Genomic DNA, 23,077 nt, shown 5'->3' with positions numbered 1-23,077 from the left:
CGACTGTTTTTTTTTCGATCGCAGGAACATGAACATCATCTGGGCGCGCTCCCTGGTTTCGATCGTCTTGCTCGCGCTCGTCTGCACGGGCATTGGCGCGATCGTCGGCGTCAAGTTCGCGCTGAGCGTGGCGGTCGTCGCGCTCGTCGCGCAAATGCTTTTCAGCACCTTCCACAAGCAACGCCTCTGGCGCCTGCTCGACGCGCCGGTCTACGGCGAAGTGCCGAGCGCTCCCGGCATCTGGGGCGAAATCTACTACCGTCTGCACAAGCTCGCGAAGCGCTGGCACGCCCAGGTGCGCCAGGTCGAACAGCAGCACTCGCGCTTCATTCAGGCGATCCAGGCTTCGCCGAACGGCGTGGCGATGCTCGACGATCACGACCAGATCGAATGGTGCAACGCGATCAGCGAAGTCCATTTCGGCCTCGACGCCAAACGCGATCTGCGCCAGCACATCACGCATCTCGTGCGCCAGCCCGACTTCGTGCGCTACCTCAATTCGCATGATTATCAGGAAATGCTGATCATGCGCGGCATGGGCGCGAAGCGGCAGAACGTGCTCTCCGTGCAGGTGTTTCCGTACGGCGACAACCGCAAGCTCGTGCTGTCGCAGGACATCACCGAACTCGAACGCACCGACTCCATGCGGCGCGACTTCGTCGCCAACGTCTCGCACGAACTCAAGACGCCGATCACGGTGCTCTCGGGCTTTCTCGAAACGATGCGCGAGATTCCGCTCTCGGAAACCGAGCGCAACCGCTATCTGGAGATGATGGAGCAGCAGGCTTCGCGCATGCGCCACATCGTCACCGACCTGCTGGTGCTCGCGAAGCTCGAAGGCGAGGGACGCTCGCCGGGCGACCAGATGATCGACATGCGCGCGGTGCTCGGCCACGTGCGCGAAGACGCCGAAACGCTCTCGGGCGGCCACCATCGCATCACGGCCGACATCGACGACAGCCTGAGCGTGACCGGCTCGGAAACCGAGATCCTGAGCGCGCTGGGCAATCTCGCGACCAACGCCGTGCGCTACACGCCCGATGGCGGCACGGTGCATCTGTCGTGGCGCGCGGAGCAGGGCGGCGCGGTGTTTTCGGTCACGGACAGCGGCCTCGGCATTCCGGCCTCCGACATTCCGCGCTTGACCGAGCGTTTTTATCGCGTCGATCGCAGCCGCTCGCGCGACACGGGCGGCACGGGCCTCGGTCTCGCCATCGTCAAGCACGTGCTGCAACGCCACGACGCCGCGCTCGAAGTGAAGAGCGAGGAAGGGCGCGGCAGCACCTTCACCGTGCGCTTTCCCACGGCGCGCACGACGCGCCGGCAGCCGGCGCCGGTTTGATGCGCGCGCCGCTGTCACGGCGCGGAAGACCGCAATAAGCACGGCGATAAAAAAAGCCGCTTCGTTCGAAGCGGCTTTTTTGCATCGGCGACGCTCGAACGAGCGTCACGCACTCACGGACAGAACTTCGTCAGCAGGCTCATCTGCGCGTTGCGCACGGCCTTGCCCGCGCGGCGGCGGCGGTAATGGCCGTCGCTTTGCATGAGCCACGCGGCCTGGTTGTCGCCGATGAAGGTCGAGAGGCCTTCCGCGATCACGCGCCGCTTGAGGCGCCGGTCGTGGATCGGGAACGCGACTTCGACGCGGCGGAACAGGTTGCGGTCCATCCAGTCGGCGCTGGAGAGATACACGTCTTCCTTGCCGCCCGCGTAGAAGTAGTAGATGCGATGGTGCTCGAGGAAGCGCCCGACGATCGAACGCACCGTGATGTTCTGCGACAGCCCCGGCACGCCCGGCTGCAGCGCGCACACGCCACGAATGATGAGGTCGATCTTCACGCCCGCCTGCGAGGCCTCGTACAGCTCGTCGATCACCGTGGGTTCGAGCAGCGCGTTCATCTTCGCGACGATGCGCGCCTTCTTGCCCTGGCGCGCGGCCTCGGCTTCGGCGCGAATCGACTCGATCAGCTTCGGGTGCAGCGTGAACGGCGACTGCCACATTTCGTGCAGCTGCAGTTCGCCGCCAATGCCGGTGAGCTGCTGGAACACGTGATGCACGTCCTCGCACATCTTCGGCTCGGCGGTCATGAGGCCGAAGTCGGTGTAGAGGCGCGCCGTGCGCGGGTGATAGTTGCCGGTGCCGAGGTGCACATAGCGGCGCAGCACCATGCGGCCGTTCACGGGCACGCGGCGCACGATCAGCATCATCTTGGCGTGGCACTTGTGGCCCACCACGCCGTACACCACGTGCGCGCCCACGGCTTCGAGCTGCGAGGCCCAGTTGATGTTGGTCTCTTCGTCGAAGCGCGCGAGCAGCTCCACGACCACCGTCACTTCCTTGCCGTTGCGCGCGGCCTGCATGAGCGCGTCCATGAGCGGCGAGTCGGTGCCGGTGCGGTAGATGGTCTGCTTGATGGCGACGACGTTGGGGTCGTTGGCGGCCTGCAGCAGCAGTTCCAGCACGGGCTGGAAGCTTTCGTACGGATGATGCAGCAGCACGTCGCCGTGATCGATCACGTCGAACATGTTGGTGGTCGCGGCGATGCGCTGCGGGATCGCGGGCACGTGCGGCACGAACTTGAGGTCGGGGCGATCGACCATCTCGGGCAACTGCATGAGACGCACGAGATTCACCGGGCCGTCGACGTAATAGCAGTCCTTGCTCTTGAGACCGCTTTCGTCGAGCAGGCGTTGCACGAGATGCAGCGGCGTCTCCGCCGACACTTCGAGGCGCACCGCGTTGCCGAGGTGGCGCGCGGGGAGTTCGCCCTGCAGCGCCACGCGCAGATTCGTGATCTCGTCTTCGTCGACGAACAGTTCGCTGTTACGCGTGATGCGGAACTGGTTGCAGCTACGCACGACGAGGCTCGGGAACAGCTCGCCCACGAAGCGCTGCAGCAGCGAGCCGAGCAGCACGAAGCCGTGCTGGAAGCCCGACAGCTCCTGCGGCATGCGCACGAGGCGCGGCAGCGCGCGCGGCGCCTGCACGATGCCCATGACGGCCTGGCGGCCGAAGGCGTCCTTGCCTTCGAGCTCGACGACGAAGTTCAGGCTCTTGTTGAGCACGCGCGGGAACGGATGCGCGGGATCGAGGCCGATGGGGGTGAGCACCGGCAGCAGTTCGTCGAAGAAGTAATTGCGCGCCCAGGCGGTCTGGGCCTCGTTCCAGGCGTCGGTGCCGTGAAAGTAGATGCCTTCCTGCTCGAGCGCGGGCAGGACGGTGTCGTGCAGCATGCGGTACTGACGATGCACGAGGCGCTGCGCGCGCTCGACCACGAGGTCGTACACGTGTTGCAGCGACATGCCGTCGGGCGAGAGCACGCCGGGATTGTCGCGCATCTGCTCCTGAAGGCCGGCCATGCGCACTTCGAAGAATTCGTCAAGGTTGCTGCTGGTAATGCAGATGAAGCGCAGACGCTCCAACAAGGGAACAGCGGGATCGGACGCCTGTGCAAGCACGCGCTCATTGAATCCCAGAATGCCCAGCTCGCGATTCAGTAAGGGGTAGCGGATGGACATCGGTAATGAAAAGGGAATTTCGGGGGATGATTCGAACGGACGCTCGGAAATTCTCACAGTAATATGACTTTATTGTGACATTCAGCGTGTCATAAAATCGACGCCGCACTTTCACGAAATCTTAAACGGGTATCGCGATCATGCACAGTGGACGAAAGTAACTGTGTGTGCGACAACCGCGAGGAGCGCCATCGTGAAGTCGGGTACGCTTAAAATGACGCTTTTGGACAGCGCGGCCGCGGCGCAGCAAGCCCGCATGGCCGCGCGCTCGTCAGTATTTGCACGCATGGAGCCCGCCCCCTCGATGGTCACCAACCCTCAATTGCTCGCCGCCGTCGATCTCGGCTCGAACAGCTTTCGCCTGATCGTCGGCCGCGTCGAGGAAACCGACGCCGGTAGCCAGATCTATCCGGTGGACGCGCTGCGCGAGCCCGTCCGGCTCGCGGCCGGTCTTTCGAAGGACAAACTGCTGGACCGCGCCTCGCAGGTGCGCGGCTGGGACGCGCTCAAACGCTTCGGCGAACGGCTGCGCGACTTTCATCCCGACCAGGTGCGCGCCGTGGCGACCAACACGCTGCGCGTCGCCAAGAACGCTGGCGAGTTTCTTGCAGAGGCCGAAGCGGCACTCGGCTTCCCGATCGAAGTGATCGCGGGGCGCGAAGAAGCGCGCCTGATCTACGCGGGCGCCGCGCATTCGGTGCCGGCGAGCGCGGGCAAGCGCTTCGTGGTCGATATCGGCGGCGGCTCGACGGAATTCATCATCGGCGCGCACTACACGCCGATCCGCATGGAGAGCCTCTATATCGGCTGCGTGAGCCATAGCCGCCAGTTCTTCCCCTCGGGCAACGTCGACGAATACACGATGCGCCAGGCCGAACTCGCCGCCTCGCGCGAAATTCAGATCATTTCCGCCGACTACCGCAAGACCGGCTGGGACCAGGCGATCGGCTCGTCGGGCACGGCGCGCGCGCTCGCGGAACTCGTCGAGGCCAACGGCTTCAACGATCCGGGCATCACGCACGGCATCTCGCGCGGCGGCCTGGAGCGTCTGAAGCGCGCGCTCATCAAGGCCGAGAACGTCAACCGTCTCAAGCTCGTCGCGCTCAAGCCCGACCGCGTGCCGGTGCTCGCGGGCGGTCTGTCGATCATGATCGCGGTGTTCGACGAACTGGGCATCGATTACGTCGACACGACCGACGGCGCGCTGCGTCTGGGCGTGCTGTACGACCTGCTGGGCCGTTCGCAGCACGAGGACATGCGCACGGTCACGGTGGAGGGCTTCATGCGCCGCTATGGCGTGGATCGCGCGCAGGCGGGCCGTATCGCCGAACTCGCCGTGAAGTTCTACGACCAGTTCGACGAACCTGACGAAGAGCGCCGCGAAGAGAACCGCATGTTCCTCACGTGGGCCGCGTCGCTGCACGAGATCGGTCTGTCGATTTCGCATAGCGCGTATCACAAGCATTCGGCGTACATCACCAGCAACGCCGACATGCCGGGCTTCTCGCGCACCGACCAGGCGCGCCTCGCGGCGCTCGTGCTCGGCCACGTGGGCAAGCTCGGCAAGCTTTCGCAAACGCGCGACGTGGAATGGCCGCTGCTGTTCTGCCTGCGCCTCGCGGCGCTCCTGAGCCGCCGCCGCGCCGACGTCGGCCTGCCGCACATCCAGGTCGAGCAGGAAGGCGAGGGCTACGAGGTGCTGCTGCCGAACGCGTGGGTGCAGAACAATCCGCTCACCGACTACAACCTCGTGCAGGAAGCGGCGGAGTGGGGCAAGGTCGGCATTCCGTATCGCGTGGTTTATACGGAAGAATGAGCGAGGAATGCGCCGGGATTGAACGCGCTGTTTTGGCGTGTTCGTCCGGCCTTTAATCGGCATCAATAAAAACCCGGCTCGCAAAATCGAGCCGGGTTTTTGTGGATTTTATGCGTGACGGATTTTTAGCGCGCGATGCCGTCGCCGAGAAAATGCCGCGCATAACGCTCGTTGATTTCCGAAAGACGGAACAGCGTGAGGAAGTCGGCGGTATTGAAATCGGGGTCCCAGGCGGGCGCGCCGCAAATTTTCGCGCCGAGGCGCAGATAGCCCTTGATGAGCGGCGGCGGCACGGCGGAGCCGCCCGTACGCAGTTCGTCGACGGGCAGCGGCGTGTGCGGGAACGCGCGGTACTCGGGATCGGTCAGCGCGTTCGCGTCGAGCGAGGCGTACAGGTTGGCCGCGTAGTGGCCGCCGTCGGCCATCGCGACGCTCGCGCAGCCGAGCATCGTTTCGTAGCCGTTCTGCTTCATGTAGGCGCCGAGACCGCCCCACAGCGACATGATGACCGAGCCGCTGCGATAGTCGGGGTGCACGCACGAGCGGCCCACTTCGACCATCTTCGGGCGCAGATGCGCGAGGCGCGACACGTCGAATTCGCTTTCGGCGTAGAGGCGGCCGATACGCGCGGCCTGGTGCGGCGGCAGCACGCGATACGTGCCCACCACCTTGAGCGTGTCGAGGTCGCGCACGATCAGGTGATCGCAGTAGGCGTCGAACGCGTCGACGTCGAGGCCGGCGGGGCCCGTGAGGCGCGCGCCCATCTCTTCGGCGAACACGCGGTAGCGCAGGCGCTGCGCTTCACGCAGCTCCTCGTCGCTGCGAGCCCACGTCACCTGCAGGCGATGCTGCGCGGTGACCGTTTCTTCGGCGCGCGGCAGTCGCCGGTGCGACTCGAACATCGTCGAGGCGAACGGCAGGGGAGGCATCGGCAGATCTCGCATGGGGCGTCCTGGTCGAAAGGTAACGGAACTTTTGCGGCCAATGTAGTAAGACGCGGTTACGGTTACATGGCAACGCAATGACGATTCGATGACGCCGTGTAAGCCAGCGGGAAGCACCGGGCATGCGAGGAGCCCGGTGCAGCAAGGGAAAGGGCGGGGCGGGATCGGCTGGAATGGGGGGGAACGGGCGCGGCGCGACGGCCTCAGACGAGTTCGGGAGTGATGGCGGCGTGCAACACCGCGTGGTCGTCGCCGAGTCGCTCGCGGCTCGCGATCCACAACACGCCGGCTTTTTTCACGGCCCAACCGCGCGGGCGGGCGGCCTTGTCCGTGCCCGCGTCGAGCAGATGCGCGGCCACTTCGCCGAGCGTGGGCTGGTGGCCGACCACGACCACGGCGGGCGCGATGCCTTCGGGCCAGCCAGCGGCGGTGAGCACGGCGTCCACGCTGGCGTCGGGCGCCAGTTCGCGCACGACGCGGTATTGGTCCGTGAGCGCCTCGGCGGTCTGCATGGTGCGCGCGGCCGGGCTCGCGAGGATCACGGCGTCGTCGGGCAGGCGCGCGCGCAGCCAGCGGGCGACGTTTTGCGCCTGCTTGCGTCCGCGCGTGGTGAGTTGGCGGGCGAGATCGCTCGCGGCGATGTCTTCGGCTTCGGCGTGGCGCCAGAGAATGAGTTGCATCGGCGTCTCCTGGGTGGGTCGACAGGCTGCGGCAAGGCGCGTGCCGCGGGCTGTCGCCATGGTGCATGGGTGAGGCGAGGGCGGCAAGGTGGGTTTGCCTGGGTTCGGATGATGGGCTTTCCCGTTGCGCGCAACAGGATTTGACGGACGATAGGCTTAGCCGATACAATCGCGGATTCGTCGGAGCGTAGCGCAGCCTGGTAGCGCATCTGATTTGGGATCAGAGGGTCGTAGGTTCGAATCCTATCGCTCCGACCACGAATTGAAGGGGTTACACGCTTCGGCGCGTAACCCCTTTTTCGTTCTCCGCGTCGTCTTGAAACGTGTCGTTTCTCGGCGCGCTTGTTCACGCGGTTTGAGGATCCACCGGCACCGCCACCGCCTTCCTCGGCCGGCCGCCTTTCTTGCCGTTTTCCCGCGCCGCACTGGCCTTGGCCGCCGAGCGCCTCGCGCCCAGATTGCGCGCCAGCATGCCCATCCACGCCTTCGTACCGAGTATGCCCGCGAGCAACGCCGTGCCGTTGACGAATACGTCGATGCGCGGGAAATGCAGATCGTAGCCGCCGCTTCAGATTTCGATTGCCGATCAATCCGCCGCCGAGGGGGGACTCGCGAGCCGCGCGAATTCCTGGATCAGCGCGACCGGTACGCAGAGCGCGACGCCGTTGTCGAACGTGACCTCCAGCCTGGCGGCCGCGCGCCGGTAGCGGGCCGCGACCAGCTTGGGGCCGGGTGCCTTGCCGGCCTGGCGAGCCGCAGCGAAGTTTGTTGCCAAGTTCTTGATTTTTATACGGATTCTGCTCCATTCTCAGCCGTGCTTGAGAATCGCCATCTCCATTTTTTCGGCTAATGCCCGCCGCAGCAGGCCAATCTCCGCCGTCCAAACCCCACCTCGGGCCTTCCCCTCATCCCATAAAATACTGTATAAATATACAGGACGAAGATCGACGTTTCGCCGCCTCCATGCCCCGTTTTTGACGCCGGGCAGGGGAGCGTATTGCCGTCGATCCAACACCGTTTCCTGACCCGATGCAAATCGCCCGTTCCGAATCATGGCCGCAGCGCTTCCACTCAATTTGCCGACCACGGCGCAGCTTGCCGCGCACTTGCCGCCGCGGCTGCAAAGCCGCGTCTGGCAGGGCGATCAGCTCGCGCACGCGAGCGAGCGTTCGGTGCCGAGCGGCCACGCCATGCTCGACGCGCAGTTGCCCGGCGCCGGCTGGCCGGCGGGCAGCCTGACGGAATTGCTGGTGGAGCAGGGCGGCGTCGGGGAAATGCGGCTCGTGGCGCCCGCGTTGCGCACGCTCACGGCGCAGACCGGGCGGCACGTGGTGCTCGTCGCGCCGCCATGGCAGCCGTACGCCCGTGCGCTCAAGGCGTGGGGAGTCGCGCTCGAACGCGTGATCTGGGTGCGCGCGAGCGAGAAGGACGCGGGTTGGGTCGCCGAACAGGCGCTCAAGCAGGAAGGGATCGGCGCGGTGCTGCTCTGGCAGCCGAAGGCGCGCGCCGACGCCGTGCGGCGTTTGCAGGTCGCCGCACAGGATTCGCAGGCGCTCGCGTTTCTCGTGCGTCCGCCCGCCGCGCGCAATCAGTCGTCGCCGGCGCCGTTGCGCATGGTTTGCACGCCGGTCGCGCCATCGGGCGACGACGCCCTGAACCGGCGTCAATGGATGCAGCTCGCCGCGTTATCCGTCGACATTTTCAAGCGTCGCGGGCCGCCGCCCGCGCAACCACTCGTCATCACACTGCCGTTGCAGGACGCCATGCTGCCCCAGCCGGACGCAGCATCGGTCGTCATGCCGTGGCCCGGGGTCAATCATGCTGTGGATCGCCGTCACCTTGCCGTTGTTGCCGCTGGAGGCCGTGAAGCCGCCGCTGCCGTGCCCGTCGCCCGCGTCTGAACAGGCGGACGGCAACGCGCCGCCGCGCTGCCATGCGCTCGCCGATCACACGCGCATCCTGATCGCCGATCTCGATGCGCTGCGTCTCGGCGTGCACGCGGGCAGCGCGCGCTCGCACGCGTTGGCGCTCGCGCCGGGGCTCGTGCTGCTCGAAGCCGACCCGGCGCGCGAGACCCGCGCGTTCGAAGCGCTCGCGCTGGCCCTGCTCGCGTACACGCCGAAGGTGTCGCTCGTGGCGCCATCGGCGTCGGCGCAAGCAACGTCAGCGGCGCAAAAGGCACAAGCGCTGCAATCCCATACGGTGCTGCTCGAAGTGGGCTCGGGGCTGCGGCTCTTCGGCGGCGTGCGCGCGTTGCTCGCCAAAGTCGCGGCCACCGTCGAAAGTTGCGGCCACGTCGCGCGCATTGCCTGCGCGCCCACGGCGTGGGGCGCGTGGACGCTCGCGCAGGCGCACGCCGCGCGCGCCTCGCGCCGCTGGCACGTGCTCAAGGAGAGCACGCTCGCGCGCGTGCTGGACGCGCTGCCGGTCACACTCGCGCCGTTCGCCGCGCAGCACGAGCACGCGCTCACGCAGATCGGATGCGCGACGCTCGGCGACTTGCGGCGCCTGCCGCGCGACGGCATCGTGCGGCGTTTCGGCGACGGCGTGCTCGCGTGGCTTGCGCAGGCGCGCGGCGAGGCGCCCGATCCGCGTGTCTGGTTCGAGGCGCCGCCGTCGTTCCAGGCGTCGCTCGAATTGCAGGCGCGCGTGGAGAGCGCCGAGGCGTTGCTGTTCGCCGCGCGCCGTCTGGTGATGCAACTGGCCGGCTGGCTCGCCGCGCAGCATGCGGCGCTTGCGGGCTTCGAGCTGCGTCTCGAACACGAACTCGCTTCGCGTCACGCGCCGCGCACGTCGAGTCTCGCCATCGCATGGGCCGCGCCTTCGCGCGACGCCGAGCATCTGCTGTGGCTGCTGCGCGAGCGCCTGAACCAGACCGAACTGGCCGCGCCCGTGATCGGGCTCGCGCTCTTCGCCGCGGACGTGAGCGACTACGCCGCGCCCACCGAAACCTTGTTCCCCATGGCAGAAGCCGCGGAAGCCTCGCTCGGCCAGCTGTTCGAGCGCATCGGCGCGCGGCTCGGCGAGCAGAACGTCTTGCAGTTGTTCGTCGAAGACGATCATCGGCCGGAACAGGCAATGTCGGCGCGGCCGTGGCGCGCGGGCAAGGCGAAGAGCGCGGCAAAGCCGCGTCGCCCGAAAAAGACGCCGCATGACGCGCCGCAGGACGCCGCCAGCGCGCCCGTGCAAAGCGCCTTCGATCTGCCCGAGGTGCCCTTGCCCGCGCAACCGCGTCCGGCGTGGCTGCTCGAAAAGCCGCTCAAGCTCGCCATGCGCGGCGACCGGCCGATCTACCGGCGTCCGCTCAAGACGCTCACGCGCACGGAGCGCATCGAATCGGGCTGGTGGGACGGCGAGAGCGTCGAGCGCGACTATTACGTCGCCGCCGACGATCAGGGCCGCATGTTCTGGCTGTATCGCGAGCGCGTTGGCGGCCAGTGGTATCTGCAGGGGCTCTTCGGTTAGCGCCTCCCGTTTTTTCGTATCAGCAAGATCATGTCGAATGACGCGACGGGTGCATCGTCGTCCGCGCAGTTTCCCGCCCAGTTTCCCGCCGGGCTGCCCGACTACGCGGAGCTGCACTGCCTGACCAACTTCTCGTTCCTGCGCGGCGCCTCGCGTCCGCGCGAACTGGTCGAGCAGGCGATCGAGCACGGCTATCGCGCGCTCGCGATCACCGACGAGTGCTCGCTCGCGGGCGTCGTGCGCGCCTGGAGCGCGCTCAACGAGCACGACGCGCCGCGCAAGAAAGCCCACGAGGAAGCCGCGCGTGCCGCGCGTTTGCTCGGCGGCGAGGCGCCCGCGCCGTTTCAGCCTGCGCTGCATCTGCTGATCGGCAGCGAACTGAATCTCGTCGATGAACACGGCGCGCCGTTCTGCACGCTCGTTGCGCTCGCCAGCAATCGCGAAGGCTACGGCAATCTCTGCGAACTCATCACGCTCGCGCGATCGCGCGCAGCGAAGGGCAGTTACCTTCTGCATCCCGCCGATTTCACCGCGCCCGAGGCGGGCTCCGAACATCTGAAGTATTTGCGCGATTGCGTGCTGCTGCTCGTGCCGCAGCGCGCGGCCACGCTCGCGCAGACCTTGCGCGCCGCGCATTGGCTCGCGGGCTTCGCGGCCGAGCGCGCGTGGCTCGCGCTCGAACTCTGGTACACGGGCAACGACGAGATGCAGCTCGACGTGCTGCGCCACGTCTCGCAGGAAAGCGGTTTGCCGCTTGTCGCGGCGGGCGGCGCGCTCATGCATGCGCGCTCGCGCAAGCCTTTGCAGGACACGCTGAGCGCGATTCGCGCCGGCAAGCCGTTGAACGCGTGCGGGCACGTGCTGGAGCCGAACGCCGAGCGCCATTTGCGCTCGCGCCTGCGGCTCGGCAGCCTGTATCCGCGCGACACGCTCGACGCCACGCTCGAGGTCGCGCGCCGCTGTTCGTTCTCGCTCGGCGAACTCGCCTACGAGTATCCCGAAGAGCTCGTGCCGGCTGGTGAAACACCCATGTCATGGCTGCGCAAGCTCGTGGAGAAAGGCGCGCTGGAGCGCTGGCCCGATGGTCTCAACGAGAAGCGCAGCAAGCAGATCAACGAGGAACTCGAACTCATCACGGAACTGAAATACGAGAAGTACTTTCTGACCGTGCACGACATCGTGAGCTTCGCGCGCAAGCAGAAAATTCTCTGCCAGGGGCGCGGCTCCGCGGCCAATTCGGTCGTGTGCTATTGCCTGCACATCACCGAGATCGATCCGGTCAACATGAACATGCTCGTCGCGCGCTTTCTGTCCCGCGCGCGCAACGAGCCGCCCGACATCGACGTCGACTTCGAGCATCAGCGCCGCGAAGAAGTCATCCAGTACATCTACGGAAAATACGGCAATCGACGCGCGGCGCTCGCGGCCACGGTCATTTCGTATCGCTCGCGCAGCGCGTTGCGCGACGTGGGCAAGGCGCTCGGGCTCGATCACGCGCTGGTCGAAAAACTCTCGGGTGCGCACCAGTGGTGGGACGGTCCCGATTCGATCGCGCGGCATCTGGAGGAAGCGGGCTTTTCGGCGGATTCGCATATCACGCAGCAGCTCATTCGTCTCACGCGCGAGTTGCGCGGGTTTCCGCGCCATCTCTCGCAGCACGTGGGCGGTTTCGTGATCGCGCGCGACAAGCTTTCGCGGCTCGTGCCGATCGAGAACGCGTCGATGGCGGGTCGCTTCGTGATCGAGTGGGACAAGGACGACATCGACGCGCTGCGCCTGCTCAAGATGGACGTGCTCGCGCTCGGCATGCTCTCGGCGATCCGGCGCGCGCTCGAATTCGTCGCGCTGCGGCGCGGGCTGCCCGAGTTTCGCGTGCAGGACGTGCCGCTCGAAGATCCGGCCGTCTACGAGATGTGCTGTCATGCGGACACGGTCGGCGTGTTCCAGATCGAGTCGCGCGCGCAGCAGAGCATGTTGCCGCGCCTGAAGCCACGCCGGTATTACGACCTCGTGGTGCAGGTGGCGATCGTGCGGCCGGGCCCGATCCAGGGCGACATGGTGCATCCGTACCTGAAGCGCCGCGACGGCGACGAGCCCGTCGTGTACGAAAAGGAGGAACTGCGCAAGGTGCTCGGGCGCACGCTCGGCGTGCCGATCTTCCAGGAGCAGGTGATGCATCTCGCGATGGAGGCCGCCGATTACACCGGCGAAGAAGCCGACCAGTTGCGCCGCGCGATGGCCGCATGGCGGCGCGACGGCGATCTGCGGCCGTATCAGGCCGAACTCAAGCGACGCATGATGAAGAAGGGCTACCGGGAGGAATTCGCCGATCGTATCTGCAAACAGATCGAAGGTTTTGGCGAATACGGTTTTCCCGAGAGTCACGCGGCGAGCTTCGCGCTGCTCGTCTACACGAGTTCGTGGATCAAGCGTTACGAGCCCGCCGCGTTTCTCGCGGGATTGCTGAACAGTCAGCCGCTCGGCTTCTATTCGCCGTCGCAGCTCGTGCAGGACGCCATGCGGCACGGCGTGCCGGTGCGGCCGCCCGACATCGCGCTGAGCGACTGGGAAACGCTGCTGGAGCGGCGCGGCCAGCCCGGCGTGCGGCTCGACGAGGCCACCGCGCGCCAGCGCCGCGCCCGGACCGTGCATTACCGTGCACAACTGGCCGCGGCCGTGGCGTGTCGAGGCATGCCGCGCCTGCCCGAGCTGATGGACCGCTACCGGCGGCAGCGGCGCAAGCGCGTCAAGCTGAAATCGGAGAAGTTCGGTTGCAGCGGCCCGGCGGTGCGGCTCGGCTTGAGTCTGCTCAAGGGCTTTCCGGAAGACGCGGCGCGGCGCGTGGCGGCCGCGCGCGCTCAGGCGCCGTTCACCGATGTGGACGATCTCGCACGCCGCGCCGCGCTCACGCGCCGCGAACTGGAAGCGCTGGCGGCGGGCAATGCGCTCGAAAGCCTCGCGGGGCACCGGCGCGAGGCGTGGTGGGCCGTGACCGCGCAGCACGCGGTGCCCGAGCTATTGCGCGACGCGCCCGTCGATGAAGCGCGCATCGATCTGCCACGCGCTTCGGAAGGCGCGGAGATCGTCGCCGATTACGCGAGCCTGCGCCTCACGCTCAATCGCCATCCGCTCGAACTGTTGCGCGGGGGTCTCGCGAAGCAGCGTTTTCGCAGCGCGGAGCAACTGAAGCACTGCGGCCAGGGCAAACGCGTGCGCGTGTGCGGCATCGTCACGGTGCGGCAGCGGCCCGGCACCGCGAACGGCACGATTTTCGTTTCGCTGGAGGACGAAACCGGCTCGATCAACGTGATCGTGCATCCGGCGCTCGTGGAGGCGCAGCGCCGCGAATTGCTCGGCTCGCAATTGCTGGCGGTGGAGGGCGTGGTGCAGCGCCAGGGCGAGGTCGTGCACCTGGTCGCGCGGCGGCTGGAAGACCATAGCCGCCTGCTGGGCAGGCTCGCGACGCAGAGCCGCGACTTTCATTGAGCTCATTGAGCGCGAAGGTGGGCGCGCAGGGTGGCGCAAGAAAGCGTCGCGCGGCCTGAAACGGCCGCGCTGGATATGGCTTTTATCCGGCGCGGGCCGGCAACTTACGCCTTGCCGCCTTCGCGCTGGAACGCGTCGATCACGGCCCGGATCGCTGCGTCGAACGGCGTACGCCGACCGATGCCGAGCGCTTCGAGGCGGCTCGAGTCGAGGTGACAATCGCGCGGACGTGGCGTCGAATCGGTGGGCGCCGGTTGCGCCTGGAGCCGCGCCGGCACGCCGAGCGTTTGCGCGAGGCGTTCGGCGATGTCGAACTTGGTCATCGGCTCGTTGCCGGACCATTGCGCGATGCCGCGCACCGGCTCGCCATCGGCGCAACGCAGCAGCAACTCGCGAATCACGAATGCCACGTCGGGCGTGAAGGTCGGGTAGCGCGTGGCCCACGCGTCCATCGGCGCCGCCGGGGCGCCCGGTTGCGACGACGCGACGACGGCGGGCACGAGGCTCGTCACCGCCGACTCGTGCCAACCGGAGGTCGAGGCGGAAACCGGCCCGTACAGCAGCGGCAGGCGCAGCACGAGCGCGTTCTCACTGGCATCGGCGCCTTCCAGCAGGGCGCGCTCGCCGTCGAGCTTGCTGCGGCCATAGGCGTTGAGCGGATTCGGCGTGGCGTCGGCAAGGTAGGGCGGCGCGGTGCCGTCGAACACGTAGTCGGAGGAAATCGACAGCACCCACGCGCCATGCTGGCGCGCGGCCGCGGCGACGTTGCGCACCGCGTCGACGTTGAGCGCGCGCGCGGCCGCCGGATCGTGTTCGCACACGTCGGGGCGGCGCTCGGCGGCGGCGAGCACGATGGCGTTGGGGGCTTCCCGGTCGACGAACGCCTGCACCGCTTGCGCGTCGCGCACGTCGAGCACGCGCGTCGCGCCGCCGCCGTGGCGGAACGCCGTCGGCACGACCTCGAAGGCGGAATCGACGGCCAGCTCGCGCACCACGGCACGCCCGAGCAACCCCGACGCGCCGATCACGGCAACCTTGAACACGGCGCGGCTCATCAGACCGCGGCGCTGCCGGTCACCGTGTAGCCGGCCTCGTCGATGGCGTGCTTGAGCGCCTCGGCGCTTTGCGTCGACTCGACCTTCACGCGGCCGGCCGCCAGATCGATCTCGACTTTCGCCTGGGCGTCCTGTTCGTGAATCGCGCGGGTGACGGCGCCCACGCAGTGCTGGCAACTCATGCCTTCAACGTTGAACTGGATCATGTGTCTTCCTTTTTCAGAGTGGATCGGGGGTTACAGCATGGGCCAGGCGGCCCGGTCAAGCCGTCGCCGGATTATGCCAGCCGTGTTCCGCTGTCGCGCTGGACCTTCCCACGATGGCAAGGTGTAGCATCAAAGAATCGGTCAGAACAGAGATCGATCCTTTGGAACCATTGCGGGAGAGCGGCGTGAACATTGGCGAAGCGGCACGGGAATCGGGCGTGACGGCAAAAATGATCCGGTATTACGAAAGTGTGGGGCTGCTGGCGCCCAAGGGGCGCACGGAGTCGGGTTATCGCGTCTACGGCATGGAAGAGGTGCATTCGCTGCGCTTCATTCGCCAGGCGCGCCGGCTGGGTTTTCTCGTCGACGACATTCGCCGCCTGCTCGCCCTCTGGCACGACCGCTCGCGCGCGAGCGCCGAGGTCAAGTCGATCGCGCTCGAACACGTGTCCGAACTCGACGCGCGTATTGCTGAACTCACGCAGATGCGCGACACGCTTTCGCATCTCGCCGCGCATTGCCACGGCGACGATCGGCCCGACTGCCCGATCATCGAGGGCCTTGCCGAGCAAATGCCGCTCGGTTGCGCCACGTGCGACCCGGCGCATTGAAACTGGCGCGTCAAAAGGTGCAACCCGTACCTGGCAAATCGACGCAGCCAGTTCCGTAGATTGCACCACTATGGTGCCAAGCTTGGGCGACATCGCGCGCGCCGCATAAAAATCGTCAAAAATCCGCCGATAAAACATGATGTTGCCAATCTTTATGGCTTCGCTATTCCAGAATGGAATGCACGCCATTCGTGCAATTCACTGGCAAACTTTGGTGCAACCGCTATAATGCGGGTTATCCCTTACGAGGGTAATCCCTGATGCAAATCCACCGGGGATCACAAGTCCTTGGAGCACATCATCATGTTTGCCTACTTTCTTGAAAAACTGAGCACCTGGTTTGAAACCGCCGAACGTCGCCGTCGCGAAGCGTATCTCGCGTCGTCCGCTGACATCGTGCAACTCGAGCAGCGCATCCGCACGATCGAATCGAACGGCTACACGCTGTAAGCCGTTTTAGATCGATCGCGTGAAAAGCCCCGCCTTGCGGGGCTTTGTCATTTTCGGGCCCTCATTCCACGCCTCGCGCACGTCTTTTGCCGGTTCCCGCTTTCGATGAAGATGAGTCTGAGCCTTCCCACCGCGGTAAGGTAAAGTCTTTTTTGCGACAAGCCGTCATAGCAGGGAAGTCGCTTTACTCCGGGGGCTTTTGATGGTGACAGACCGTATTTCCCGAAGCTCGCGCCGCGCATGGCGTGGCATGACGTGCGCCGCCGCGCTGGTCATGGCGAGTGCGCACGTGCTGGCGGCCGGGGCGCCGCTGATTCTCGACTCGCAACGCGGCATCAGCGACGGCCAACCGGGCGTCGTGCTGCAAAACGCGCCGCTCGGCAGCCAGCAGATGGTACCGATGCAGCAACTCGGCGGCGTGGCGCCGCCCGCGGAGCCGTATGTCGTCGCGCCGTACGTGGACGCCTCGGGCAATCGCCAGGGCAACGGCGGCAGTGGCGGCAACGGCGGCAACCATCCGCGGCCGCCGCATCGTCATCATGCGACGAAGCCGCATGTTCCGGCGACGAACGAATCGCCATGACGCGCGGATGTGAAAACGCCGCCTCGCGGGCGGCGTGTCTCAATGCAAGGCGCGGCGGCGGTTAGACCCCGCAGGCCTCGCGCTCAATCTCCGCGCGATTCGATCTTGAATTGCGCGCCGGCATCCTGGCCGAGCGTTTTCACGAGCCACGGCAGTGCCTCTTTCATCGACGCTTCGAGCGTGTACGGCGGGTTCAGGATGAACATGCCGCTGCCGAACAGGCCGAAGCCGTCTTCGCGCGGCTTGTTCACCGACAGCGTGAGGTGCAGCCAATTCTTGTCCTGAAGCCGCTTGAGTTGATCCGGGAAGCGCTGCGACTCCAGACGCGTGACCTGCGGATACCACACGGCATAGGTGCCGGTCGCGAAACGCGCGAGGCTTTCCTCGAGGCAGGCGAGCGTGCGCGCATAGTCGCGCTTGTCTTCGAACGACGGGTCGATCAGCACGAGCGCGCGGCGCGGCGGCGGCGGCAACAGCGCCTTGATACCGTCGAAGCCGTCGCCTTCGTAGATCATCACGCGGCGGCCGGCGTCGTGGAAGCGGTGGCGCAGCACGTCGATTTCGGTGCTGTGCAGTTCGAACAGACGCATACGGTCCTGCTCGCGCATGAGGCGCCACGCGAGATACGGCGAGCCCGGATAGAAGCGCAACTCGCCGTCGGTGTTGAGCGCGGCGACTTCGTTGACGTAATCGGCGAGCGCCGCGGGCAGATCGTCGCGGCCCCAGAGCTTGCCGATGCCCGTGTCGAACTCGGCGTTCTTCGTGGCGTAACCTTCGCGCAGCGCGTAGGCGCCCGCTCCGGCGTGCGTGTCGATGTACCAGTACGCCTTGTCCTTTTTGCCGAGGTATTGCAGCAACTGCACGACGACGGCGTGTTTGAGGACATCGGCGTGATTGCCGGCGTGGAAGGCGTGACGGTAGCTCAGCATGATGGGCGGGACGCGAGGTCCGTAAAGATCGGGGAATATCGGCGGCGGCGCGGCTTTGACCGCTGCCGCCGCAAGCCCTGGACGATGCGGCGCGTGAAACGGCATGTCCGGCGGGGTCGCGTATTGTACGCCACCGGTACGCCCGCGAGTTCCTTGCCAGAAGGAATGACCGTGGCCCGCCGCCATTCTTGCGCTTGATGTCGCGAAACGGGTGCGCGGCCGTCACGAAACGGCTACGCACCGCATGGCGCTCACGCGACCTTCCGGCCGCCTCAGTTGTAGGCGTCGCCGACGATCGCTTCGATCTTCGCCTTCACGTCCGGCGTGATCTTTTCCGCCACCTCGATCGCCTTCATGTTTTCGCCGATCTGCTCGATGCGCGACGCGCCCGTGATGACCGTGCTCACGTTCGGATTCTTGAGAATCCACGCGAGCGCGAGCTGGCCGACCGAGCAGCCGAGTTCCTGCGCGAAGTCGCCGAGCTTGCCGACGATCTCGTTCTTGGCCGAGTCCGTGACGTTCTTGCGCAGCCAGTCGTAACCTTGCAGTTCCGCGCGGCTGCCCGACGGCACGCCGCCGCGATACTTGCCCGTGAGCAGCCCCGAGGCGAGCGGGCTCCACGTGGTGAGACCGAGACCGATGTCTTCGTACAGACGGCGGTATTCGTCTTCCACGCGCTTGCGGTGGAACAGGTTGTACTGCGGCTGCTCCATGACCGGCTTGTGCAGATGATGACGTTCCGCAATCTCCCACGCGGCGCGAATCTCTTCCGCGCTCCATTCCGAGGTGCCCCAGTAGAGCGCCTTGCCGCGCGTGATCATGTCGCTCATCGCCCAGACGGTTTCTTCGATGGGCGTGTTCGGGTCGGGACGATGACAGAACGCGAGATCGACGTAATCGAGCTGCAGCCGCTTGAGCGAGCCGTCGATGGCGTTCATGAGGTACTTGCGGTTCAGCGTGTGGTACTGGTTGGGCGCCTCGTTCAAGCCCCAGAAGAACTTGGTCGAGACCACGTAGGAAACGCGCGGCCACGCGAGTTCCTTGAGCGCCTGGCCCATGAGATCTTCCGACTGGCCGGCCGCGTAGACTTCGGCGTTGTCGAAGAAGTTGACGCCCGCGTCGCGCGCCGCCGCGAGCGATTCGCGCGCGAGCCGGGCGTCGACCTGATTGCCGTAGGTGACCCAGGAGCCGATGGACAATTCGCTAACCTGCAGGCCCGAGCGGCCCAAACGACGATAGTTCATGAACGCCTCAAGTTGGTTGCGGGAGAGAGTTCGCCAAGCTAGCACGTTCGCGCCGGCGGCGCTGGGCGCGCGCCGCTCGTGCGTCGCGGCAAAAGCTTTGATTGCGCGACAGGAGATTGCCCGTCTGGATGCTTCGTGCAAGCCGCTTCATGCACAATAGCGCCGTTGGCCGCGGCGCAACATTCGGCCGGATGGCATAAGCCATTCGTCAGGATTGACCGCCGCGCGCCCAGATCCCATGCTGGTCCCCTGAACTTCGCTGCAGTCCACTTACCTGGAGGTGCCCGATGTCGTCTCTCTCCCTCAACACGAAACTCGATGGCAAGGTCGCGGTCGTCACCGGCGCCGCAAGCGGCATCGGCAAGCAGATCGCGCTCACGCTCGCCCAGGCGGGCGCGGCCGTCGCCATTGCCGACCTGAACCAGAGCGGCGCCGACGCCGTCGCCGAAGAGATCAAGGGCGCGGGCGGCAAGGCGATCGGCGTGGCCATGGACGTCACGAACGAAGACGCCGTGAATCAGGGCATCGACCGCGTGGCCGCGGAGTTCGGCTCGATCGACATCCTCGTGTCGAACGCCGGCATCCAGATCGTGAACCCGATCGAGAACTACGCGTTTTCCGACTGGAAGAAGATGCAGGCCATTCACGTGGACGGCGCCTTCCTCACGACCAAGGCGTCGCTCAAGCACATGTACAAGGACGATCGCGGCGGTGTCGTGATCTATATGGGCTCGGTGCATTCGCACGAGGCTTCGCCGCTGAAGTCGGCGTACGTCGCGGCCAAGCACGCGCTGCTCGGTCTGGCGCGCGTGCTCGCGAAGGAAGGCGGCAAGCACAATGTGCGCTCGCACGTCGTGTGTCCCGGCTTCGTGCGCACGCCGCTGGTCGAAAAGCAGATTCCCGAGCAGGCCAAGGAACTCGGCATCTCCGAGGAGGAAGTGGTCAAGCGCGTGATGCTCGGCGGCACGGTGGACGGCATCTTCACGACCGTCGAGGACGTCGCGCAAACGGTGCTGTTCCTCTCGGCGTTCCCCACGGCCGCCTTCACGGGCCAGTCGTTCGTCGTGAGCCACGGCTGGTTCATGCAATAACGCGCCGTTCAGGCAACGATCCACGCATTGATCTCACCCGGAGGCGCGGCCATGGCGCAACGCAAGAAAGGGCAGGTCCAGTCGAGCGCGGTGGGCGAGGAAGCCGCCACGCACACCAGCGCGGCGCCGCGCCCGCATGTCTCGCGCTGTAGCGCCGAGTCGAAGCAGTGGGAAACCGTCGCGCTCACCTTGCAGGGCGGCGGCGCGCTCGGCGCCTATCAGGCGGGTGTCTACGAAGGGCTGTTCGAGGCCGGCGTGGCGCCCAACTGGATCGCGGGCATTTCCATCGGCGCGCTGAATACGGCGATCATCGCGGGCAACGCGCCCGAGCATCGCGTGGCGCGGTTGCGCGAGTTCTGGGAGACGATCTGCCAGCCCGCGTACACGCCGCCGCTGCCGCCGTTCGTCGAGCACGCGCTGTTCAATTCCGGCGACGCGGTGCGCAAGACCTTCACGGCCATGCAGGCGGCGGGCGCGCTGGTCGAAGGGCAGAAGGGCTTTTTCGTGCCGCGCTTTCCGCCGCCGTTGCCGAACGCATCGGGGCATCCGGAGAAGGCGAGCTATTACGACACGAAGCCGCTCAAGGCCACGCTCGAACGGCTGTGCGACTTCGACCGCATCAATTCGGGCGAAACGCGCGTCTCGGTGGGCGCGGTCAACGTGGGCAGCGGCAACTTCGTCTACTTCGACAATCGCACCACGGTGCTGCGGCCCGAGCATTTCATCGCCTCGGGGGCGTTGCCGCCCGGTTTCGCGGCGGTCGAGATCGACGGCGAGTGGTACTGGGACGGCGGCCTGATGTCGAACACGCCGCTTTATGAGGTGATCCAGACCACGCCGCGCCGCGACACGCTCGCGTTTCAGGTCGACCTGTGGAGCGCGCGCGGGCCGGTGCCCGACAACATCACCGACGTCCAGGGCCGCATGAAGGACATCCAGTATTCGAGCCGCACGCGTATGGTCACGGACATGCTGCAGCGTTCGCAGCGTTTCCGGCACGTGCTGCGCGAGGTGCTGGAGCGCGTTGCGCCCGATCATCGCGAAGATCCCTGGGTCGCGCTCGCCGACGAACTCTCGTGCTCGAAGCAGTTCAACGTGATCCACCTCATCTACCGGCACAAGGAGTACGAGGGGCACTTCAAGGATTACCAGTTCGGCATTTCGACCATGCGCGAGCACTGGGAAAGCGGTTTGCAGGACATTCGCGCCTCGCTGTCGCAGCCCGGCTGGCTCGACAAGCCCGACAACGACGCGGGCTTCGTCACGCACGACATTCATCGCGATCGCGTGGTGCGCTAGCCGGTCTTTCCATCGGCTTATCAATCGCGCGCCGCAAAGCAAACGGCGCCCGTTCATCGAGAACGGGCGCCGTTTTTACGTGCGATCGCAGTTCAATGCGCGCAGTTCGTGCGCCGCCGCGAGACGGCGCACGAACGCGGGGCGACGCTTACTTCAGCACTTGCGCGACGGCGCTGGCCACCACGTCGAGGTTGCGCGTGTTGAGCGCGGCCACGCAGATGCGGCCCGTGCCCACGGCGTAGATGCCGAACTCTTCGCGCAGGCGGTCGACTTGCGGCGCCGTCAGGCCCGAGTACGAGAACATGCCGCGTTGCACGTTGATGAAGTTGAAGTCGCGGTCCACGCCAGCGGCCGAAAGACGCTCGACGAGGCCCGTGCGCATGGCGCGGATACGGTTGCGCATTTCGCCGAGTTCGGCTTCCCACATTGCGCGCAGGTCGGCCGAGCCGAGCACCGCCGCGACCACCGAGCCGCCGTGCGTGGGCGGGTTCGAGTAGTTCGTGCGGATCACGCGCTTGAGCTGCGAGAGCACGCGCGACGATTCTTCCTTGCTCGACGTGATGATCGAGAGGGCGCCCACGCGCTCGCCGTACAGCGAGAACGACTTCGAGAACGACGACGAGACGAACACGTTGAGTTCCGAAGCGGCAAACAGGCGCACGACTTCGCCGTCTTCCGCGATACCGTCGCCGAAGCCCTGGTAGGCGATGTCGAGGAAGGGCACGAGACCGCGCGCCTTCACGACTTCGACCACCTGCTTCCACTGGTCGATGCTCAGATCGACGCCGGTCGGGTTGTGGCAGCACGCGTGCAGCACGATGACCGTGCCCGCGGCGTAGCCGTTGAGCGCCGTGAGCATAGCCTCGAAGTTCACGCCGTTGGTCGCGGCGTCGTAGTACGGGTAGGCGATGACTTCGAAGCCGGCGCTTTCGAACAGCGCGCGGTGGTTTTCCCAGCTCGGGTCGCTGATCGCGACCTTGGCGTTCGGGTTCAGGCGCTTGAGGAAGTCGGCGCCGATCTTCAGCGCGCCCGTGCCGCCCAGCGCCTGCGCCGTGACGACGCGGCCCGCGGCGATCAGCGGCGAGTCGCTGCCGAGCAGCAGCGACTGCACGGCGGCGTCATAGGCGGCGAGGCCTTCGATCGGCAGATAGCCGCGCGGCAGACCGGCTTCGACGCGGGCCTTTTCCGCTTCGCGCACCGCGCGCAGCAGCGGGATCTTGCCTTCCTCGTTGGTGTACACGCCCACGCCGAGGTTCACCTTGGTCGCGCGTGCGTCGGCGTTATAGGCTTCGTTCAGACCCAGGATCGGGTCGCGAGGGGCGAGTTCGACTGCGGAAAAGAGGGACATGATGGTTCGGCAAAAGTGAAGGAGGAAGCTCGGTGGTCCGCGCGCTACGGGTCGTGCGAGCGATGCTGCTGCTTCGATGCGCGCCGGTCGGATGCGTTCGACGCGGCGCCGGGCGGCCGGCCACGCAACTCGCTATTGTAACGAATCCTCAAGCGGGTTTTTCGGCGAATTCGGCGCCGATTCCGCGTGAATCCCACTGGATTGGGCCTGTGCGCCCGAATGACCGCAATGCCATCGGGGCCAATTTCCCGGGCGATGGCGGCGCTTTTTCGCGATTCTCGCGCCAGATCGCGCGGTTCGGACAGCGCTCATGTCACGGTCAGGTCACGCTCAGGTCGCGCTCAGGTTGCA

Annotated in this window: 20 protein-coding genes and 1 tRNA gene; 11 read left to right on the top strand and 10 right to left on the bottom strand. The window is 66.2% G+C overall.

What is annotated here, in order from left to right:
* Window positions 1-28 precede the first annotated feature (28 nt).
* Window positions 29-1,342: a phosphate regulon sensor histidine kinase PhoR gene (gene phoR, locus FAZ98_RS08990; protein ID WP_158950781.1), complete on the top strand. Its 1,314-nt coding sequence runs from the start codon at window positions 29-31 to the stop codon at window positions 1,340-1,342.
* 113 nt (window positions 1,343-1,455) lie between these two features.
* Here the strand turns inward: phoR and ppk1 are convergent, their stop codons facing one another.
* A complete protein-coding gene (ppk1, locus tag FAZ98_RS08985; RefSeq protein ID WP_158950779.1) occupies window positions 1,456-3,519 on the bottom strand; it encodes a polyphosphate kinase 1 in 2,064 nt (687 codons plus the stop codon).
* 214 nt (window positions 3,520-3,733) lie between these two features.
* Here ppk1 and ppx point away from each other — a divergent pair, with 214 nt between their 5' ends.
* Window positions 3,734-5,335, top strand: a complete 1,602-nt coding sequence (gene ppx / locus FAZ98_RS08980; protein ID WP_233272589.1) for an exopolyphosphatase — start codon at window positions 3,734-3,736, stop codon at window positions 5,333-5,335.
* A gap of 125 nt (window positions 5,336-5,460) precedes the next feature.
* Here the strand turns inward: ppx and FAZ98_RS08975 are convergent, their stop codons facing one another.
* Entirely contained in the window at window positions 5,461-6,279 is an 819-nt protein-coding gene (locus tag FAZ98_RS08975; RefSeq protein ID WP_158950775.1) for a GNAT family N-acetyltransferase, read from the bottom strand.
* A 203-nt stretch (window positions 6,280-6,482) separates the two neighbouring features.
* A complete protein-coding gene (locus FAZ98_RS08970) occupies window positions 6,483-6,959 on the bottom strand; it encodes a SixA phosphatase family protein (protein WP_158950773.1) in 477 nt (158 codons plus the stop codon).
* A gap of 181 nt (window positions 6,960-7,140) precedes the next feature.
* Between FAZ98_RS08970 and FAZ98_RS08965 the strand changes: the two genes are divergently transcribed.
* Window positions 7,141-7,217: transfer RNA gene (locus FAZ98_RS08965), tRNA-Pro, on the top strand.
* An 88-nt stretch (window positions 7,218-7,305) separates the two neighbouring features.
* Here FAZ98_RS08965 and FAZ98_RS35935 read toward each other — a convergent pair.
* Window positions 7,306-7,437, bottom strand: coding sequence for a hypothetical protein (locus tag FAZ98_RS35935; RefSeq protein ID WP_267904827.1), 132 nt, complete (start codon window positions 7,435-7,437; stop codon window positions 7,306-7,308).
* Between the two features lie 108 nt (window positions 7,438-7,545).
* The gene (locus FAZ98_RS08960; protein WP_158950771.1) at window positions 7,546-7,734 is read right to left on the bottom strand and encodes a hypothetical protein; all 189 of its coding nucleotides are present in this window, start codon (window positions 7,732-7,734) and stop codon (window positions 7,546-7,548) included.
* A 277-nt stretch (window positions 7,735-8,011) separates the two neighbouring features.
* Between FAZ98_RS08960 and imuA the strand changes: the two genes are divergently transcribed.
* Genes imuA through FAZ98_RS08945 form a run of 3 tightly spaced genes read left to right on the top strand, consistent with a single transcriptional unit; the run spans window position 8,012 to window position 13,910 of the window.
* Window positions 8,012-8,860: a translesion DNA synthesis-associated protein ImuA gene (imuA, locus tag FAZ98_RS08955; RefSeq protein WP_158950769.1), complete on the top strand. Its 849-nt coding sequence runs from the start codon at window positions 8,012-8,014 to the stop codon at window positions 8,858-8,860.
* Window positions 8,778-10,424 (top strand): Y-family DNA polymerase, encoded by a 1,647-nt coding sequence (locus FAZ98_RS08950; RefSeq protein WP_158950767.1) that lies wholly within the window; start codon window positions 8,778-8,780, stop codon window positions 10,422-10,424. The genes imuA and FAZ98_RS08950 overlap by 83 nt, the downstream gene beginning before the upstream one ends.
* Window positions 10,425-10,454: 30 nt before the next feature.
* Window positions 10,455-13,910 carry an error-prone DNA polymerase gene (locus FAZ98_RS08945; protein ID WP_158950765.1) on the top strand — a complete coding sequence of 1,152 codons (3,456 nt, stop codon included), beginning with the start codon at window positions 10,455-10,457 and terminating at the stop codon, window positions 13,908-13,910.
* A 104-nt stretch (window positions 13,911-14,014) separates the two neighbouring features.
* Here FAZ98_RS08945 and FAZ98_RS08940 read toward each other — a convergent pair whose 3' ends face one another.
* Window positions 14,015-14,953 carry a dTDP-4-dehydrorhamnose reductase family protein gene (locus FAZ98_RS08940; RefSeq protein WP_158951927.1) on the bottom strand — a complete coding sequence of 313 codons (939 nt, stop codon included), beginning with the start codon at window positions 14,951-14,953 and terminating at the stop codon, window positions 14,015-14,017.
* Window positions 14,954-14,964: 11 nt separating this feature from the next.
* Window positions 14,965-15,171, bottom strand: a complete 207-nt coding sequence (locus FAZ98_RS08935; protein ID WP_158950763.1) for a heavy-metal-associated domain-containing protein — start codon at window positions 15,169-15,171, stop codon at window positions 14,965-14,967.
* Window positions 15,172-15,356: 185 nt separating this feature from the next.
* Between FAZ98_RS08935 and cueR the strand changes: the two genes are divergently transcribed.
* The 3 genes from cueR to FAZ98_RS08920 all read left to right on the top strand — a co-directional run bounded on the left by cueR (window position 15,357) and on the right by FAZ98_RS08920 (window position 16,815).
* Window positions 15,357-15,782 (top strand): Cu(I)-responsive transcriptional regulator, encoded by a 426-nt coding sequence (cueR, locus tag FAZ98_RS08930; protein WP_158950761.1) that lies wholly within the window; start codon window positions 15,357-15,359, stop codon window positions 15,780-15,782.
* Window positions 15,783-16,085: 303 nt separating this feature from the next.
* Complete coding sequence (locus tag FAZ98_RS08925; protein ID WP_158951926.1) at window positions 16,086-16,232, top strand: DUF3563 family protein; 147 nt, start codon at window positions 16,086-16,088, stop codon at window positions 16,230-16,232.
* A gap of 250 nt (window positions 16,233-16,482) precedes the next feature.
* A complete protein-coding gene (locus FAZ98_RS08920) occupies window positions 16,483-16,815 on the top strand; it encodes a hypothetical protein (RefSeq protein WP_158950759.1) in 333 nt (110 codons plus the stop codon).
* 83 nt (window positions 16,816-16,898) lie between these two features.
* Here FAZ98_RS08920 and FAZ98_RS08915 read toward each other — a convergent pair whose 3' ends face one another.
* A complete protein-coding gene (locus FAZ98_RS08915; RefSeq protein WP_158950757.1) occupies window positions 16,899-17,744 on the bottom strand; it encodes a 23S rRNA (adenine(2030)-N(6))-methyltransferase RlmJ in 846 nt (281 codons plus the stop codon).
* A gap of 272 nt (window positions 17,745-18,016) precedes the next feature.
* Window positions 18,017-18,988 carry a potassium channel beta subunit family protein gene (locus FAZ98_RS08910; protein WP_158950755.1) on the bottom strand — a complete coding sequence of 324 codons (972 nt, stop codon included), beginning with the start codon at window positions 18,986-18,988 and terminating at the stop codon, window positions 18,017-18,019.
* 287 nt (window positions 18,989-19,275) lie between these two features.
* On the opposite strand from FAZ98_RS08910, the gene FAZ98_RS08905 reads away from it, so the two are divergent.
* Together FAZ98_RS08905 and FAZ98_RS08900 are read left to right on the top strand one after the other, a co-directional pair.
* Window positions 19,276-20,079, top strand: a complete 804-nt coding sequence (locus tag FAZ98_RS08905; protein WP_158950753.1) for a 3-hydroxybutyrate dehydrogenase — start codon at window positions 19,276-19,278, stop codon at window positions 20,077-20,079.
* 51 nt (window positions 20,080-20,130) lie between these two features.
* A complete protein-coding gene (locus FAZ98_RS08900) occupies window positions 20,131-21,378 on the top strand; it encodes a patatin-like phospholipase family protein (RefSeq protein WP_158950751.1) in 1,248 nt (415 codons plus the stop codon).
* Window positions 21,379-21,526: 148 nt separating this feature from the next.
* Here the strand turns inward: FAZ98_RS08900 and FAZ98_RS08895 are convergent, their stop codons facing one another.
* Entirely contained in the window at window positions 21,527-22,726 is a 1,200-nt protein-coding gene (locus tag FAZ98_RS08895) for an amino acid aminotransferase (protein WP_158950749.1), read from the bottom strand.
* Between the last annotated feature and the right edge of the window lie 351 nt (window positions 22,727-23,077).

This window comes from Paraburkholderia acidisoli (assembly GCF_009789675.1).
Classification (GTDB): domain Bacteria; phylum Pseudomonadota; class Gammaproteobacteria; order Burkholderiales; family Burkholderiaceae; genus Paraburkholderia; species Paraburkholderia acidisoli.
The sequence above is the reverse complement of the archived record's forward strand: the minus strand, read 5'-3'. Positions and strand labels throughout refer to the sequence as shown.